This window comes from Kordiimonas gwangyangensis DSM 19435 = JCM 12864, assembly GCF_000375545.1.
GTDB classification, from domain to species: domain Bacteria; phylum Pseudomonadota; class Alphaproteobacteria; order Sphingomonadales; family Kordiimonadaceae; genus Kordiimonas; species Kordiimonas gwangyangensis.
The window spans coordinates 523615-538479 of record NZ_AQXF01000002.1 but is presented as its reverse complement, the minus strand read 5'-3'; the positions used below and the strand labels follow the sequence as shown (position 1 = coordinate 538479).

Annotated in this window: 15 protein-coding genes; 8 read left to right on the top strand and 7 right to left on the bottom strand. The window is 56.3% G+C overall.

The window, feature by feature from the left end; genetic code table 11:
* The first annotated feature begins 5 nt into the window (after positions 1 to 5).
* The 6 genes from B150_RS20125 (at position 6) to B150_RS0107450 (ending at position 6520) form a co-directional block, all read left to right on the top strand.
* Entirely contained in the window at positions 6 to 1223 is a 1218-nt protein-coding gene (locus B150_RS20125; RefSeq protein ID WP_020399282.1) for an MBL fold metallo-hydrolase, read from the top strand.
* A 96-nt stretch (positions 1224 to 1319) separates the two neighbouring features.
* On the top strand, positions 1320 to 1577 hold the full coding sequence (locus B150_RS0107470; protein ID WP_020399281.1) for an exodeoxyribonuclease VII small subunit: 258 nt from the start codon (positions 1320 to 1322) through the stop codon (positions 1575 to 1577).
* An 11-nt stretch (positions 1578 to 1588) separates the two neighbouring features.
* Positions 1589 to 2485, top strand: coding sequence for a polyprenyl synthetase family protein (locus B150_RS0107465; protein WP_020399280.1), 897 nt, complete (start codon positions 1589 to 1591; stop codon positions 2483 to 2485).
* 72 nt (positions 2486 to 2557) lie between these two features.
* Positions 2558 to 4504 carry a 1-deoxy-D-xylulose-5-phosphate synthase gene (dxs, locus tag B150_RS0107460; RefSeq protein WP_020399279.1) on the top strand — a complete coding sequence of 649 codons (1947 nt, stop codon included), beginning with the start codon at positions 2558 to 2560 and terminating at the stop codon, positions 4502 to 4504.
* Positions 4505 to 4518: 14 nt separating this feature from the next.
* Positions 4519 to 5262 carry a TlyA family RNA methyltransferase gene (locus B150_RS0107455; RefSeq protein ID WP_020399278.1) on the top strand — a complete coding sequence of 248 codons (744 nt, stop codon included), beginning with the start codon at positions 4519 to 4521 and terminating at the stop codon, positions 5260 to 5262.
* On the top strand, positions 5255 to 6520 hold the full coding sequence (locus tag B150_RS0107450; protein ID WP_020399277.1) for a class I SAM-dependent RNA methyltransferase: 1266 nt from the start codon (positions 5255 to 5257) through the stop codon (positions 6518 to 6520). Before B150_RS0107455 ends, B150_RS0107450 begins: the two co-directional genes overlap by 8 nt.
* Positions 6521 to 6534: 14 nt before the next feature.
* Here the strand turns inward: B150_RS0107450 and B150_RS0107445 are convergent, their stop codons facing one another.
* The 3 genes from B150_RS0107445 to B150_RS0107435 form a co-directional block, all read right to left on the bottom strand.
* Positions 6535 to 7506, bottom strand: a complete 972-nt coding sequence (locus tag B150_RS0107445; protein WP_020399276.1) for an alpha/beta fold hydrolase — start codon at positions 7504 to 7506, stop codon at positions 6535 to 6537.
* Between the two features lie 61 nt (positions 7507 to 7567).
* Positions 7568 to 8182 carry a DUF2306 domain-containing protein gene (locus B150_RS20120; RefSeq protein ID WP_020399275.1) on the bottom strand — a complete coding sequence of 205 codons (615 nt, stop codon included), beginning with the start codon at positions 8180 to 8182 and terminating at the stop codon, positions 7568 to 7570.
* A gap of 22 nt (positions 8183 to 8204) precedes the next feature.
* Positions 8205 to 8966 (bottom strand): MipA/OmpV family protein, encoded by a 762-nt coding sequence (locus B150_RS0107435; RefSeq protein WP_020399274.1) that lies wholly within the window; start codon positions 8964 to 8966, stop codon positions 8205 to 8207.
* Between the two features lie 284 nt (positions 8967 to 9250).
* Here B150_RS0107435 and B150_RS22245 point away from each other — a divergent pair, with 284 nt between their 5' ends.
* The gene (locus B150_RS22245; protein ID WP_025896526.1) at positions 9251 to 10102 is read left to right on the top strand and encodes a LytTR family DNA-binding domain-containing protein; all 852 of its coding nucleotides are present in this window, start codon (positions 9251 to 9253) and stop codon (positions 10100 to 10102) included.
* Position 10103: 1 nt separating this feature from the next.
* Here the strand turns inward: B150_RS22245 and aroC are convergent, their stop codons facing one another.
* The 4 genes from aroC to B150_RS20105 form a co-directional block, all read right to left on the bottom strand.
* Positions 10104 to 11177, bottom strand: a complete 1074-nt coding sequence (aroC, locus tag B150_RS0107425; protein ID WP_020399272.1) for a chorismate synthase — start codon at positions 11175 to 11177, stop codon at positions 10104 to 10106.
* A gap of 7 nt (positions 11178 to 11184) precedes the next feature.
* Positions 11185 to 12006: an enoyl-ACP reductase FabI gene (locus tag B150_RS0107420; RefSeq protein WP_020399271.1), complete on the bottom strand. Its 822-nt coding sequence runs from the start codon at positions 12004 to 12006 to the stop codon at positions 11185 to 11187.
* A 73-nt stretch (positions 12007 to 12079) separates the two neighbouring features.
* Positions 12080 to 13078, bottom strand: coding sequence for a YihY/virulence factor BrkB family protein (locus B150_RS22240; RefSeq protein WP_020399270.1), 999 nt, complete (start codon positions 13076 to 13078; stop codon positions 12080 to 12082).
* Positions 13075 to 14040: a DnaJ C-terminal domain-containing protein gene (locus B150_RS20105; RefSeq protein ID WP_025896521.1), complete on the bottom strand. Its 966-nt coding sequence runs from the start codon at positions 14038 to 14040 to the stop codon at positions 13075 to 13077. The genes B150_RS22240 and B150_RS20105 overlap by 4 nt, the downstream gene beginning before the upstream one ends.
* 149 nt (positions 14041 to 14189) lie before the next feature.
* Between B150_RS20105 and pdxH the strand changes: the two genes are divergently transcribed.
* Entirely contained in the window at positions 14190 to 14792 is a 603-nt protein-coding gene (gene pdxH, locus B150_RS0107405) for a pyridoxamine 5'-phosphate oxidase (protein ID WP_020399268.1), read from the top strand.
* Positions 14793 to 14865: the final 73 nt, after the last annotated feature.

Genomic DNA, 14865 nt, shown 5'->3' with positions numbered 1-14865 from the left:
GAGTTATGGAAACCAATGATCGACAAAAGCCTGTGACGGAGCTTGACGGCTCCGACGTTGCAGATCACCGCTCCGACAAACGTGAAGCCGCTGAGGCCCGCGAACTTGCGCGTGCGAAAGAGGAAGGGCTGACCTTCCTTTTTGATGAGGTTCCATCAGGGGACACTGCAATAGAAGTCGCCAAGGGCGTGTTCTGGGTGCGTATTCCGCTGCCGTGGTCTCTCGACCATATCAACGTCTATTTGTTTGACGAGGGTGATAGCTGGACACTGGTCGACACCGGCTCAAACGGAAGCCGCGGGAAAGCCGCGTGGGAGGCGATTGAAGCATCGCTGCTCGCTGGCAAGCCCATCAGCCGCATTGTCGCTACCCACATGCACCCGGACCATCTGGGCCTCGCGGGCTGGCTTGCGGAGCGTTTTGGTGCGCATTTTGTCATCACACAGACCGAATATCTGCTCGCCAGTAGCTTGTGGCTTGGTGGCACCGAAAGTGTGCCGGAACACGAGGTGCAGTTCCTGTTTGATAACGGTGTTGACCGTTCTTTTGAGCCGATGATCCGCAGCGCGCGGTTCGATAATTACAGGCGCGGTGTGTCCGAGCTTCCGCCAACCTACGAACGCATCGAAGATGGTTCGCTTATTACCATGGGCGGCCGCAAGTGGCGTGTGGTTGTCGGGCGCGGGCATAGCCCCGAGCACGCTTGCCTCTCGTGCCTTGATGAGCCGCTGTTTATTGGTGGTGACCAGATACTGCCGAGCATTACGTCCAATGTATCCGTGCACGCGCGGGAGCCGATGGCAAACCCGCTGGCGCACTGGCTAACATCCCTTGACCGCATGCGCGGTGTGCCGGGCGATCCTATCGTGTTGCCAAGCCATGGCCGTGTTTTCAGGGGACTACAGAACCGTATTGATGCCCTGATTGGCGGGCATGTCACCAAGCTGCAGGCATTGCACAAACACTGCACAAAACCCCGCACACCGGTGAAGACCTTTCCGGCGCTTTTCCGCCGCAAGATCAGCGGTATGGATTTTTATCTCGCCCTCGGTGAAGCCATGGCGCACCTGCACCTGCTGGAAAGCCTTGGTCTGATGAAACGAGAGACGCTTGATGGTGTTCATCATTTCACAGCTCAAGGCGAGTTTGATGCAGACACGGTGCTTGATGCCACCCGTGCCTTGCCGGGTGTTGCAATGCGTCCACTCGCCGACGTTTATTGAGAGACGTTCGCATCAATAACCTTTGCGTCGACGTGATGGCAGTCCTATAACTGCCAAACAAAATAAACAGAATTTCTCGGGTAATGGATGAAGTGGATGTCGGACAATTCAGGCAAGAATGACGATTTGAATGCGATGAGCTTTGAACAGGCTATGGCAGCACTTGAAGAAGTGGTGGGTCGGCTTGAATCAGGGAATGCCTCGCTCGAACAGTCGATTGAACTGTATACCAAAGGCACTGCACTCAAGGCGCACTGTGAAGCGAAACTCAAGGACGCGCAGGCGAAGATTGAAAAGATCACGCTCGATGCTTCCGGCAACGCTGCTGGCACTACCCCGCTTGACGTAGAATAGGCTGGGACCCTGTGGACGACAATTCCTCCCTCAAAGAAGCTCTGAGCGCCACATCGACCGCTGTTGAACGGGTGCTGGAGCCATTTCTGGCGCTCTCAGGTGGCCCGGAAGACCGGGTTATTGAAGCGATGCGTTATTCCGTGTTTTCAGGCGGCAAGCGGCTTCGGCCTTTCCTTGTGCTCGCGAGTGCGGAACTTTTTGGGGTCGACCGCTCGCAGGCGCTTCGTGTGGCAGCGGCAATCGAATGTGTGCATTGTTATTCGCTCATTCATGATGATCTGCCCGCAATGGACGATGACGACCTGCGGCGCGGCAAACCAACTGTTCATATCCAGTTCGATGAAGCAACGGCGATCCTCGCAGGTGACGCGCTGCAGGCCCTTGCCTATGAAATTCTCGCCAGCGAAGAAACCCACGCTGACCCTTATGTGCGTGTGGCGCTCGTGAAGGAGCTGGCGCGGGCGTCCGGTCATCACGGCATGGTGGGGGGGCAGATGATCGACCTTACGGCTGAAGACCACGACATGGACGAAATGTTCATCTACCGCCTGCAGCAGATGAAGACCGGCGCGCTTATCAGTTTCTCGGCCGAAGCTGGTGCCATTATGGGGCATGCCAGCAAAGGAGCGCGTGCGAGTATTCAAGGTTATGCCCGTGATCTCGGTCTAGCATTCCAGATCGCAGATGACCTATTGGACGTAGAGGGTAGCGAAGAAGAAGTCGGCAAAGCTGTTGGCAAGGACGAGGACGCTGGCAAGGCGACCCTTGTGACCCTTATGGGGCTTGAGCGCGCGCGTAATCAGGCGCGCATTCTTTCCGATCAGGCTATTGAACATTTGGCCGGTTTCGACGATAAAGCGTCGCTTTTGCGCGCCGTTGCCCATTTTGCTATAAATCGTCGCGCCTGACGTAAAATGAATACAAGCCGTCGTGTGACGGATAAAATGCAGCTAATCAGGCGCTGAAGAAGGACAAGAGAGTTGAGCGTACGCCCAGAAACGCCCCTGCTGGACACAGTATTGACGCCGGAAGAGCTGCGCAAACTGCCACCAGCCAAACTCAGGCAACTCGCAGACGAACTGCGCGACGAGATGATCAGCGCGGTTTCCGTCACTGGTGGGCATTTTGGTGCGGGCCTCGGTGTTGTTGAGCTGACTGTGGCGCTTCACTATGTTTTCAATACACCAGAAGACCGGCTCATCTGGGACGTTGGTCACCAGGCATACCCCCACAAGATTTTGACCGGGCGGCGTGACCGTATCCGCACCATTCGCCAGCCGAATGGCCTGTCGCCTTTCACAAAACGTGGTGAGAGTGACTATGACCCGTTTGGGGCAGGTCACTCCTCAACTTCTATCAGTGCAGCGCTTGGCATGGCTGTCGCCAACAAGATGGCGGACAAACCGGGCAAGGCAATCGCCGTGATCGGTGACGGCGCCATGAGCGCAGGCATGGCCTATGAAGCCATGAACAATGCCGAACAGGCGGGCAACCGCCTTGTGGTCATCCTCAATGACAACGACATGTCGATCGCGCCTGCGGTGGGTGGCCTCAGTGCCTATCTCGCCAAGATCGTAAGTTCACAAACCTTCCTCAGCCTGCGCGGCTTCGGCAAGAAGCTGATCGAGATGCTCCCGCGTCCGCTCGCGGACCGCGCGCGGCAGGCCGAGGAATACGCCCGCGGCATGGCGGTAGGTGGTGGTACACTCTTCGATGAGCTCGGTTTCTACTATGTTGGTCCCATTGACGGCCACAACCTTGACCACTTGCTGCCGGTATTGGAGAATGTGCGCGACGCCAAGGATGGCCCCATCCTCGTGCATGTGGTGACGGAGAAGGGCCACGGCCACCCATTTGCAGAGCCCAATCAGGAAAAATACCACGCTGTGCCACAGTTCAATGTGGTGACTGGCGAGCGGAAAAAATCGGCGCCCGGCGCGCCGACTTATACCAACGTGTTTGCAGAAGCCCTCGGCACTCTCGCCGAGAAAGACGAAAAAGTGGTGGCGATCACCGCCGCCATGCCGTCTGGCACAGGCCTTGACAAATTTGGCAAACGCTTCCCGGACCGCACGTTCGATGTGGGTATTGCGGAACAGCACGCTGTGACTTTCGCGGCCGGTATGGCGGTCGAAGGCTACCGGCCGTTTGTCGCCATCTACTCCACTTTCCTGCAACGTGCCTATGACCAGATTGTGCATGACGTGGCGGTGCAGAACCTGCCTGTACGGTTCATGATTGACCGCGCAGGCCTTGTTGGCGCGGACGGCCCGACCCACGCCGGCAGTTTTGACGTCACATACCTCGCGAGCCTGCCGAACATGGTGGTTATGGCGGCGGCTGATGAGGCTGAGCTCGTTCACATGGTAGCGACAGCGCATGCGCTGGATGACCGCCCCTCCGCCGTGCGCTATCCGCGCGGTGAAGGTATGGGCGTGCCGCTGCCGAAAGAAGGCAAGGTTCTTGAAATCGGCAAGGGTCGTATCGTCAAGAAGGGCAGCAAGATTGCGATCATCTCGCTCGGCACCCGTCTTGGTGAAGCCCTGAAAGCCGCTGAAGACCTTGAAGCGCGTGGTCTCTCCACAACTGTTGCTGATGCGCGCTTCGCGAAACCGGTCGATGACCAGCTGATCCGTGACCTCGCAGCAAGCCATGAACTCGTTGTTACCATTGAAGAAAACTCCATTGGCGGCTTTGGTGCGCATGTGATGGATTTCCTTGCGGAAGAAGGCATTCTTGATGGCAACCTGAAGGTTCGTGCCATGAAACTGCCGGACCGTTTCCAGGACCACGGCAAGCCGGAACAGATGTATGAAGATGCAGGGCTCAACGCCTCAGGCATTATCGCAACGATCCTGAAGGCGCTCGGGCGCAATGATTTTGGCCAGTCCGAGGACGCCGATATCGCCGCAGTGACCAAACGCTAGGCGGGGACTGCGCCATGGCAGGCAAAACAAGGGTTGATGTAGCGCTGGTGGACCGCGGGCTTGTAGAAAGCCGCGCGAAGGCGCAGGCGCTCATCATGGCTGGTGTTGTTTTCTCGGGCGAAACCAAAATCCTCAAAGCAGGGCAGCAAATCAAAGATGACGCGCCACTTGATGTGCGCGGCAAGGACCATCCGTGGGTAAGCCGTGGTGGCTTGAAGCTTGAAAAAGGCCTCACTGAATTTTCTGTCGATGCCAATGGTGCCGTTGTTATTGATGTTGGCGCATCAACGGGCGGGTTCACGGATGTCGCTCTCACAAACGGGGCAAGCCGTGTTTATGCTGTTGACGTTGGCTCTGGCCAGCTGGCCTGGAAGCTGCGGCAGGATGAGCGTGTTATTGTGCTTGAGAAAACCAACGCCCGTTACCTGAGTGATGTGGAAATCCCTGAACCGGTTGATCTTGTGGTTTGTGATGCCAGTTTCATCTCGCTCAAGACCGTGCTGCCGGCAGCGCTTGATCTTGTGAAACAGGGTGGGCAGCTTATCGCGCTTATCAAACCGCAGTTTGAAGTGGGGCGGGAGAATGTAGGCAAGGGCGGTGTTGTCCGTGACCCGGAACTGCATAAATCGGTCTGTGAAGATATTCGCGCGTGGCTTGATGGTCTGGGTGGGTGGAAAGCTGAAGGCTTGACAGAAAGCCCGATCAAGGGCCCGGAAGGCAATGTGGAATTCCTGATCCACGGGGTGAAACATGGCTGACATTCTTGAAGTAGAAATTACAAGCCTTGGCGCGCAAGGTGACGGTGTCGGCGACGCTGATGGAACGCCTGTTTTTGTGCCTTTCACCATGCCGGGTGACATTGTTAAGGCGGCTGTCAAGGACAAGCGCCGCAATGGGCTTTATACAGAGCTTCTGGATGTCATAAGTCCAAGTGTACAGCGGCAGGAGCCGCCGTGTCAGCACTTTGGTGCCTGTGGTGGCTGTCAGCTACAGTTCATGAATGACGCGGTTTATAGTTCATGGGTGCGGGAACGCGCGAGCATGGCATTGGCTCATCACGGTTTTACCGATGTGCCGGTCCTTGACCCTGCCATCAGCCCGCGGGCAAGTCGCCGACGTGTTAGCCTCAAGGCGCTCAAGACAGTGTCTGGCGTGGTGCTTGGCTTCAACGAACGGCAGAGCCACAAGGTCGTGAACTTGAAAGCCTGCCCGGTTACCCGCGCCGAGCTGACCTCGCTTTTTGATCCCTTGCGCAAAGTTCTTGGTGCAACACTGGCGCAAGCAATGGCTGCGAACGTGCATATGACGCTGACAGCCACGGGTGTGGACATGATGATCGATGCACCTATGTCGCTTGATCTTGCGGCACGCGAACGTCTTGTTGAGTTCGTAAATGCCCATGATATCGCGTCGCTGCACTGGCAGGAGCAAGGCTTTCTGGACCCTGTTGCCATTCGCCGCGAACCAGTGATGGATTTTGGTGGCGTGCATGTGCCGTTGCCGCCGGCTGCATTCATTCAGGCAACTGATGAAGGCGAAGCCGCTCTCGCGGGTGCTGTTGTTGCAGCGTGTGAAGGTTACGGCCGTGTGGCAGATCTTTTCTCTGGCATCGGTACGTTCACTTTCCCGCTTGCCCGAGGCCATCAGGTCATGGCCGCGGAAGGTGCAAAATCAGCGCTAGACGCGCTTAAAGCAGGGGTGTCCACGGCAACGGGCCTGCGGCAGGTGATCACCCGCCACCGGGACCTTTTCCGTCAGCCCATCAGCGCGGCAGAGCTCGATAAAATCGATGCAGTGGTGTTTGACCCGCCGCGCGCAGGTGCCGCGGCGCAGGTTGCCGAGATTGCGAAGTCGACCGTGAAGCGTGTAGTAGCCGTGTCCTGCAACCCCAATACCTTCAGCCGTGATGCACGCACGCTGGTGGATGGCGGGTATACGCTTGATAGCGTGTTGCCGGTGGACCAGTTCCTTTGGTCGCCGCACCTTGAACTTGTGGGCGTTTTCACCCGCGTCTAAGGTGCCTCAGGTGATTAATCGCTGACGGCGGTCAGCCCAGCCACAAAATTATCAACTGCTGTAGCGGAAATCGCCGCATTCTCTTCGTGCGGTAAGTGCCCGACGCCGGGGTAGATTACAAGTTCGCTGTTTGCGATGCGCTTGTGCATCTCGTCGCCCACTTCAACGGGGATAAGCTGGTCATCTTCGCCCCACATGATGAGTGTCGGGAGTTTGATCTTTTCGATCTCTATTGGCCAGCGACCCTCGCGGTACCAGGCAAACCGTTTGCCGGTTGCTTCGCGGTTGCCGGGGTGACGCGCCAGTTCCCAGTAGAGATCAATCATCTGTTCAGTCACAAATGCATCGTTGGAAAAACATTTGCGCAGACCTTCTGCGACGATGCTGCGCGGTGTGATGTTTTCCAGTATCCAGTCACTGTACCAATGACCGGCGAGAGAGAAGGCAAGGGGGCGGTCCACCTTTACCTTGGTGTTCGCGGGCACTTCAATGCCAGCGGCATCCACGAGAACAAGGCCGGCCAGTTTTTCTGGGTGTTCTAGCGCATAGGCAAGCGTGACGCCGCCGCCCATGGAGTTGCCAGCGAGCACAAAATGCTCGAGGTTCAGTTTGTTCACAAATTCATCGACAAAATCGACCATGCCGCCGGTCGTATAGTCACCACTCGGCGTAGCGCCGGTGAGGCCATGGCCGGGAAGGTCCACCGATATCACGAAATAATTGGCGTCCAGTATGTCTGCCCACGCTTCCCATGTATGCAGCGAGGCGTTGGAGCCGTGGAGGAGCACAAGCGTGCGGCCTTCAAAATTGCCGCGCATGCGGAAGTGCGCGCGTGCGCCTGAAGGCAGGTCGAGAAAGTCTGAGGAACCCGTTGCGTACTTTGCAGCCAACTCGTCATGCGGGATGTCAGGTGTCCAGGCGCGATAGGCCAGCAGCGCTGTCACCAGCACCAACGCAATGCCGAAATACTTGATCCCTTTTTTCATCAAAGTCTCCTCCCGCCGCTGTCTAGCCTACCGCACAACGGCGCAGCAGGCTAGACAGGCTTTATGTACGGGCAGAAGCAGGGAAAGGGTGGGCAGGGGGCACAAGATACTTTTCAGCCACCAGCAGGTTAGGAACCCAGCATATCCAAGCGATCAGGCTGTATGCCCATGGCTCGTCACCGTAACCAATGACGCCAGCGACAAGTAGATAAAGCCGCAGCGTAACAGCTGCAAAAGTGAGGGCGTAGGACCTGATCATCCAGCGCCGATGTTCCGCGATACGACGAAGTCGTATGGCATGCCATGCAGCGGACGTTGTCGCAATCCAGCCCAGCGCAAGCAGAGCAAAACCCACCGCCGCGATATGCCCTGACGGTGAATAAAGCGCGAGAACAAAGCCACTGATCGCGCCGAGAAGGCAACTTGTTACATAGCCATAGCCCAAAGCCCGGTGAACTGCCGGGCGTCGTTCACGAATGGACTTGCGAAACTGAAATGCGCCAGCTGCTAGAGCCAAAGGCGAAAGCGTGAAATGCAGGTAACCTGCGATAGGGCTGTGCAGCAGGTGAAAGCCCATAGGGCCGTCAGTGGCCTCTGCACTCAGGTAGAAGCGCAGAGACAGTACTGCGATCAGTGCTGCAAGTATGGTCATCATGAACCAACGAATGTTTGCCATGGGCTCCTCCCGATCTCGGGCATCAGAAATTATAAGCAAGGCCAAGGCCGACACTGACGTCGTATTTTTTATCGACGCCCGGGTTGTCGCGAATATTGCTGTCCAGATAGGTGCCTTGTGCGAACCCAATAACCGTCCAACTGTTGGAGATATTGTATGTGGTTGTCAGGCCTGCCGAAAAATTGAGCGCTGACCCTGTGACCGTGTAAAGCGGTAGGACGGGATCATCCTTCTCGATCATTTTGGCCTGCTGTTTGGCGGTGACGCCCCACATATGATTGGCAAGCTTTTCGTTTTGCCATGTCACGCCGATAGACGGGGAAATGGTAAGCTTATCGAATGTGAAGTCATATTCGTAGGAAGCGCCGAGCTCAATTCCATTGTGGGTGTCAGTAACGTCATGAAGTGCGGTGAGGGAAAGAAGGCCAAATGCACCGCTCAGTGACGCAGCGAGGCCGGTATCAGCGGTTACCTTGTCCCGGCTCTCCCCCGGCAGCATGCGCGCCGCCGCGACGATATCGAGCTCAAAGGACAATGGGGCATTTTCCTGCGGTTTGACCAGCCGGTAGCCAAGGCGGGTGGCGTCGATAAAGAAGCGTTCGCCGCGGTACGCGACATAAGGAACAACGGTAATCTGGTTATCTTCGGCTGCGAAGGGCGTCACATAGCCCATGCCGAGTGCGCCAACGGACCATTTTGGTGGTCCGTCCTGTGCCGATACCGCCATTGGCTGGAAGGTTGCTGCTGCGAAGCTCAAAAGGCTGATTTTGAAGAAACGTTTCATCGTATACCTGTTTTGTGTTGTCAGAGAACTTGCCTGCACACCGTGCCATCATCGCTGTCGTGACCGGGGTTGGCTCGCAGATCGTTATGGCGGCCAATCGCTGCTCGCAAAGGCAATTGCCTGAAAGCGCAGATTTACCGCGCGAAAACGCTGCTTCGAAACCAATGACAAATTCATGCGTATGAAATTGTGGCTTCGGAAATGGTGGGTGGGCGCTTTAACAATTGCCAGCGAGGGAGTGATTGGTAAAAGTAGCGCAAATAAGAACAGTAGGTGCGGCAGCGGTGACTTTTGAAAAACTGGAAAGAATATGGGGCGAGAATGATCGTGGCCTGATGATCAAAAAAACAGCGATCATGATTTTGGCTGGCATGATCCTCGGTGTCATCACCCCCTACGACAGTTCTGAAATGCCATACGCGTTCCTGCGTTATGCCTATTGGCTTGGCACAGTTCTCATCGGCTTTGCGCTTGCCATACCATTCGGAAGATTATGTTTCGAGCGAATGAACGGTCGTGCCATAGGTCCCTTAAAGGCATTCCTGATTTTCAGCGCCGTGATTTCTGTGCCGATTTTTGCCGTGGTCGTCATTGCTGATCTGGTGATCTATTTTTCGTTCCTGAGTGCCGAACCATTCACGACTGCATCGCTATATAATTTCCTGACCGAGCTGGTGCCTATTGAGTTTGGATCTGCGACGCTTGGCTATCTGGTCTGGTACGCTAAGGTGTTCATCATTGTGGCGCTGATTTATGGTGCGGCGAGTTTTATCCTTGAACGGGGGCTGGAGCCTGACGCGGAGGATGTGCCGCGGTACCGTGCTGGGCAGGTGTTCCTCAACCGCCTGCCGTCGCGCTTGGGAACATCACTTACGCATCTGTCCATGGAAGGGCACTATGTGCGGGCGCACACGGGGAAGGGCGATGCGCTCATCCACATGCGGCTTGCAGACGCACTGGTTGAGCTTGAAGGGTATGCTGGCATGCAGGTTCACCGGTCACACTGGGTGGCTTTCGATGCCATTGAACGGATCACCAAAGACGGCCGTAGGCGCTTTGCCGCGTTGACGACGGGTGCTTCTGTGCCGGTTTCACAAACCTACTATGAGCAGTTGAAAGAGCTCGGCGTTTGCTGAGCTAGCCGCACTGAGCGCGGTGCAGCATCATGTGGTCGGCGAGCACGACGGCCATCATGGCTTCGGCGATGGGTACGGCGCGGATGCCCACACATGGATCGTGGCGCCCTTTGGTCATAACATCCGTTGCCTCACCATCCAGATTGACACTTTTGCGCGGTGTGAGGATGGAACTGGTCGGTTTAACAGCGAAGCGGGCAACAATCGGTTGTCCGGTTGAAATACCGCCGAGGATGCCGCCTGCTTTGTTCGAGAGGAACTCAGGCTTGCCGTCTTTGCCGGGCACCATTTCGTCCGCATTTTCCTCGCCCGTAAGGCACGCAGCCTCAAAACCGGCGCCAATTTCAACGGCCTTGGCAGCGTTGATACTCATGAGCGCGGTTGCGAGGTCGGCATCGAGCTTGCTGTATATGGGTGCGCCCCAGCCCGCTGGTACACCCTCTGCCACTACCTCGATCACGGCACCGATGGAGCTACCAGCCTTGCGGATGGCTTCAAGCTCATTCGCCCACTGTGCAGCCATCTCTGCATCAGGACAGAAGAAGGGGTTGTTGTTGACTTCATCCCAGTCGAAGCGGTCATAGTCGATTTTTGAACGGCCCATTTGCACCATGGCGGCGCGAATGGTGACACCGTCACCGAGCACCTTGCGGGCTACGGCCCCCGCTGCGACACGCGCCGCGGTTTCGCGCGCGCTGGAGCGCCCGCCGCCGCGATAGTCGCGGATGCCGTATTTCGCCATATAGGTATAGTCGGCGTGGCCGGGACGGAAAGTCTTGGCAATGTCGCCATAGTCCTTCGAGCGCTGGTCGGTATTCTCGATCATCAGTTGGACGGGGGTGCCCGTCGTTTTACCTTCAAAAACACCTGAGAGGATTTTCACAGCGTCGGGTTCCCGGCGCTGTGTGGTGTATTTATTTTGGCCAGGCTTGCGTTTGTCCAGAAATACCTGAATGTCGGCTTCCGTCAGGTCCAGCATCGGGGGCACACCATCGACCGTGGCGCCAAGCGCCGGGCCATGGCTTTCGCCCCAGGTGGTGAAACGGAACAGTCTGCCGAAGGTATTATAGGACATATGCGCCTTATTCCTTGTCCATGATCTCGATAAGCTTTTTCATCGCTTCATCGTCGGTGGGCATGCAGGTGGTGGAGAAACCGCTGTCCACATGGTGGGTCTCGCCCGTTACACCCGACGAGAGGTCGGACAGCAGGTAGAGACCGGCACCGGCCACGTCATCAAGGGTGATGTTGCGGCGGAGTGGTGCGTTTTTCTCGTTGTATTTCAGAAGCATGCGAAAATCGCCGACGCCGGACGCGGCGAGCGTCTTCATCGGGCCTGCGCTGATGGTGTTCACACGGATGCCTTTTTCGCCAAGATCGCGAGCCATATAACGTGTGCTGCACTCAAGCGCCGCTTTGGCAACGCCCATCACGTTATAATGCGGTACAACCTTTTCCGAACCATAGTAGGATAGGGTGACCATGCTGCCGCCATTCGTCATCATCTTCTCAAGGCGCTGAGCCACAGCGACGAAGCTGTAGGCGGAGATGTTCATGGTCATCAGGAAGTTGTCGAGGCTGGTGTCGATATAGCGGCCGCGCAGCTCGTTCTTGTCCGAATAACCGATGGCGTGCACGAAGAAGTCGATGCTGTCCCACTTCTGGGCGAGCTTATCGGCCATGGCGTCGATTGAGGCAGCGTCTGACACGTCGCACTGCACGAGGAAATCAGAGCCGATGGATGCCGCGAGCGGCTTTACGCGCTTCTCAAGCGCTTCACCCTGGTAGGAGAAGGCAACTTCAGCACCATGTTCGGCACAGGCTTTGGCAATGCCCCATGCCATTGAGCGGTCATTGGCTACGCCCATGATCAGACCGCGTTTTCCTTCCATCAATTTCGTCATTATCGCCCCTCTTTTCTTCTGTTAGGCCGAAATTTCGGCGCATCCTACACCAGAAACCTTCGCCGTCAATCGCTTAACTACCGCTGTTCTTGTTCTCGTCCGGTGTCTGCGCCGCGGTAGTTGCACTGTCCGTCTTTACTTGAGCTTCGACAAAATCCTCGGGTGCTTCAGCGTCAGGTGGCAGGTCAAGGCTGTCCGGTTCCTTGTTGTCGCGCCCCTCAAAGGTGTAAGCCGCGTTCAACTCCGCGCCCAGAACGAAGCCTACGCTGACAAAAAAGCAGAACAGCTGCATAACAACAACGCCAGCGAGCGAGCCGTAGGTTACATCATAGTTCCCGGCGTATTTCAGGTAAATACTCAGCCCACGTGCCGTAGCCAGCAGAACAAGGAGGCTCAAAATGGTGCCAGGCAGACGTACCGGTTTATTGACCCGCCGCGGTGTCAGCGCCACGAACATGGTGTATAGGCCCAGCATCAGTACAGCGGGGCTCACAAGCAGGCTCATATATTTCCATACGAGCAGCAATGTTTCTGAGATTGTGGAAGGAAACAGGCTGATGAAGCCAGCAATCATGGGCGGGCCAAGGACCTGCACTGACATGCCGATGGTGATGGTCACAGCACCAAAGACGACAATTGCGAGGCTTTCGAGCCGTCTGATCCATAACGCCCTGGCATGTTCGCGCCCAAATGCCTTGATGAGCGCGCCGCGTCCGGCCTCAATACCGTTGGCCGCAGTCCATATGGTGAAGAGGATGGAGCCGGTCAGGATCTCAGCGCCAGTTGATTCAATGATTCCGCGGATCGGCCCGTCCAGGACTGAGGCCACTTCAGGCGGCAGCACTGAAAGCATGAACTGGATGGCTTCAAGCCCGCGCTCTGTCTGGCCCATAAAGCCCGAGATCGCGACAAGGAAAATAATGGCAGGGAAAAGGGATAACATGGTGAGGAAAGCCATGTTGCCCGCAGCATCAAGCCCGTTGTTACCAAAAAACTGGGCAAACGCGCGAAGCCAGACCTTGCGGTGCCGGTCAATGGCGGGCGGCAAGATGCTCTTTCTCTCTTCGGTCAATTGAGCCCTGCTTTCCGCCTGAGGGCGTCACCGTCGCCTGCGCCCCATTCTTTCACCAGTTTTTCAAGGTTGAGGTCACGGTCGCCAGGCAACATGATCTTGAGGGTGACATACATATTGCCGGTCTCGTCACCGCGCTGCACACCTTTTCCTTTAAGACGGAGGCGTTTGCCGGTGGAACTGTTCTTCGGGATGCGAATGGTCAGTTTACCCTTGGGCGTGGGTACTGTTATATCGCCGCCAAGAACCGCCTCATCAAGCGCGATCGGCAGGTCCAGCAGGATGTCGAGCCCATCGCGTTTGTAGTAGGGGTGGGGTGCAACATTCACTTCAACAAGCGCGTCGCCTTTCGGTGCACCGCCAACGCCCGGGCCACCTTGCCCAGACAATCGAATTACCTGGCCGTCCTTGATGCCGGACGGGATTTTGATGTCAAGCGAACGACCGTCGTTAAGCGAAATACGGCGCGTGCCGCCGGTGATCGACTCTTCAAAGCCGACCGTGATTTTATAGTTGATGTCGAGCCCACGCCGGCGCGCCGCCGCTTCATAGGGGTTCTGCTTTGCGCCGCCTGAGGTTGAAGAGCCTCGCTTGCTTGCGCGCCCGGCGGCGGAGCGGAAGAAGCTGGAGAAGACGTCACTGGCTTCTTCAAAATCAAAAGCATCGTAGCGGTCGTCAGAGCTATAGCGGCGTGCGCCGGACTGTCGCCCACCAAAGCCACCAAAGCCTGCAGGGCGTTCATTGCCGTTGTCATCGATCAGGCCGCGGTCATATTTGGCGCGTTGTTCCTTGTCGCCAAGCACAGCATAAGCGGCCGATACGCGCTTGAACTCGTCAGCGACGGTCTTATTGTCCTTGTTGCGGTCAGGGTGCAGCTTTTTCGCAAGCTCGCGATAAGCTTTTTTGACCTCGTCCTGGCTGGCACCGCGAGAGACGCCCAATATGTTGTAAAGATCGCTCATAAGATTGTATCGAGAAGTAAAACCATATACTAAAACAACTGCTTGGCTATCATATAAGGGATACGGATTGGCACGCAATATAACAGTGCAATTAGAAGTATCCGATTGATAGGCATAGGTCATCATTTTGCACGCGCGAGGTTGGTATCATGAGCGAAAAAACAGCAGCATTTGAAGAACCTTTCGGTCGTTTGCAGGAATGGCTGGCGGAAGCCGAGGAAAGTGAACCCAACGATCCGACGGCTGTAGCGCTCGCAACCGCGACAAAAGACGGCTTTCCAAGCCTGCGCATGGTGTTGATGAAGGGCTGCGACGAACGAGGTGTGGTTTTTTATACCAATCTTGAAAGCCGCAAAGGCGTGGAGCTGGCTGAAAACCCCAATGTGGCAATGCTTTTCCATTGGAAATCGCTGCGGCGGCAAATTCGCATCGAAGGTGCCGTGGAACCAGTGACGACAGAAGAGGCAGATGCCTATTTTGCGTCGCGTCCGCGCGCCAGCAGGATCGGGGCATGGGCCTCAAAGCAGTCGCGCGAAATGGCAGGGCGGTTCGAATTTGAAGCGGCCATTGCACAATATACCGCCAAGTTCGGGGTGGGTGAGGTGCCGCGGCCGGAAAACTGGTCTGGCTTTCGCCTTAAACCAAAGTATTTCGAGTTCTGGCGTGACCGTAAATTCCGCCTTCATGAACGCATTACATATACGTTGAATGAAACCGGTTCCATCTGGGGTTTAGCTGAGCTTTATCCCTGATTTCCGCAGTTTCCTGCGCTTTGTCTCTCAAAATTGTGACAGATTGGAAACAAAACTGTCACAGGCTGAGCCT

Excerpts from the sequence above, each read along its gene's own strand:
- B150_RS20125 (WP_020399282.1), top strand. The coding sequence starts at position 6 with ATGGAAACCAATGATCGACAAAAGCCTGTGACGGAGCTTGACGGCTCC.
- B150_RS0107470 (WP_020399281.1), top strand. The coding sequence starts at position 1,320 with ATGTCGGACAATTCAGGCAAGAATGACGATTTGAATGCGATGAGCTTT.
- B150_RS0107455 (WP_020399278.1), top strand. The coding sequence starts at position 4,519 with ATGGCAGGCAAAACAAGGGTTGATGTAGCGCTGGTGGACCGCGGGCTT.
- B150_RS0107450 (WP_020399277.1), top strand. The coding sequence starts at position 5,255 with ATGGCTGACATTCTTGAAGTAGAAATTACAAGCCTTGGCGCGCAAGGT.
- B150_RS0107445 (WP_020399276.1), bottom strand. The coding sequence starts at position 7,506 with ATGAAAAAAGGGATCAAGTATTTCGGCATTGCGTTGGTGCTGGTGACA.
- B150_RS20120 (WP_020399275.1), bottom strand. The coding sequence starts at position 8,182 with ATGGCAAACATTCGTTGGTTCATGATGACCATACTTGCAGCACTGATC.
- B150_RS0107435 (WP_020399274.1), bottom strand. The coding sequence starts at position 8,966 with ATGAAACGTTTCTTCAAAATCAGCCTTTTGAGCTTCGCAGCAGCAACC.
- aroC (WP_020399272.1), bottom strand. The coding sequence starts at position 11,177 with ATGTCCTATAATACCTTCGGCAGACTGTTCCGTTTCACCACCTGGGGC.
- B150_RS0107420 (WP_020399271.1), bottom strand. The coding sequence starts at position 12,006 with ATGACGAAATTGATGGAAGGAAAACGCGGTCTGATCATGGGCGTAGCC.
- B150_RS20105 (WP_025896521.1), bottom strand. The coding sequence starts at position 14,040 with ATGAGCGATCTTTACAACATATTGGGCGTCTCTCGCGGTGCCAGCCAG.
- pdxH (WP_020399268.1), top strand. The coding sequence starts at position 14,190 with ATGAGCGAAAAAACAGCAGCATTTGAAGAACCTTTCGGTCGTTTGCAG.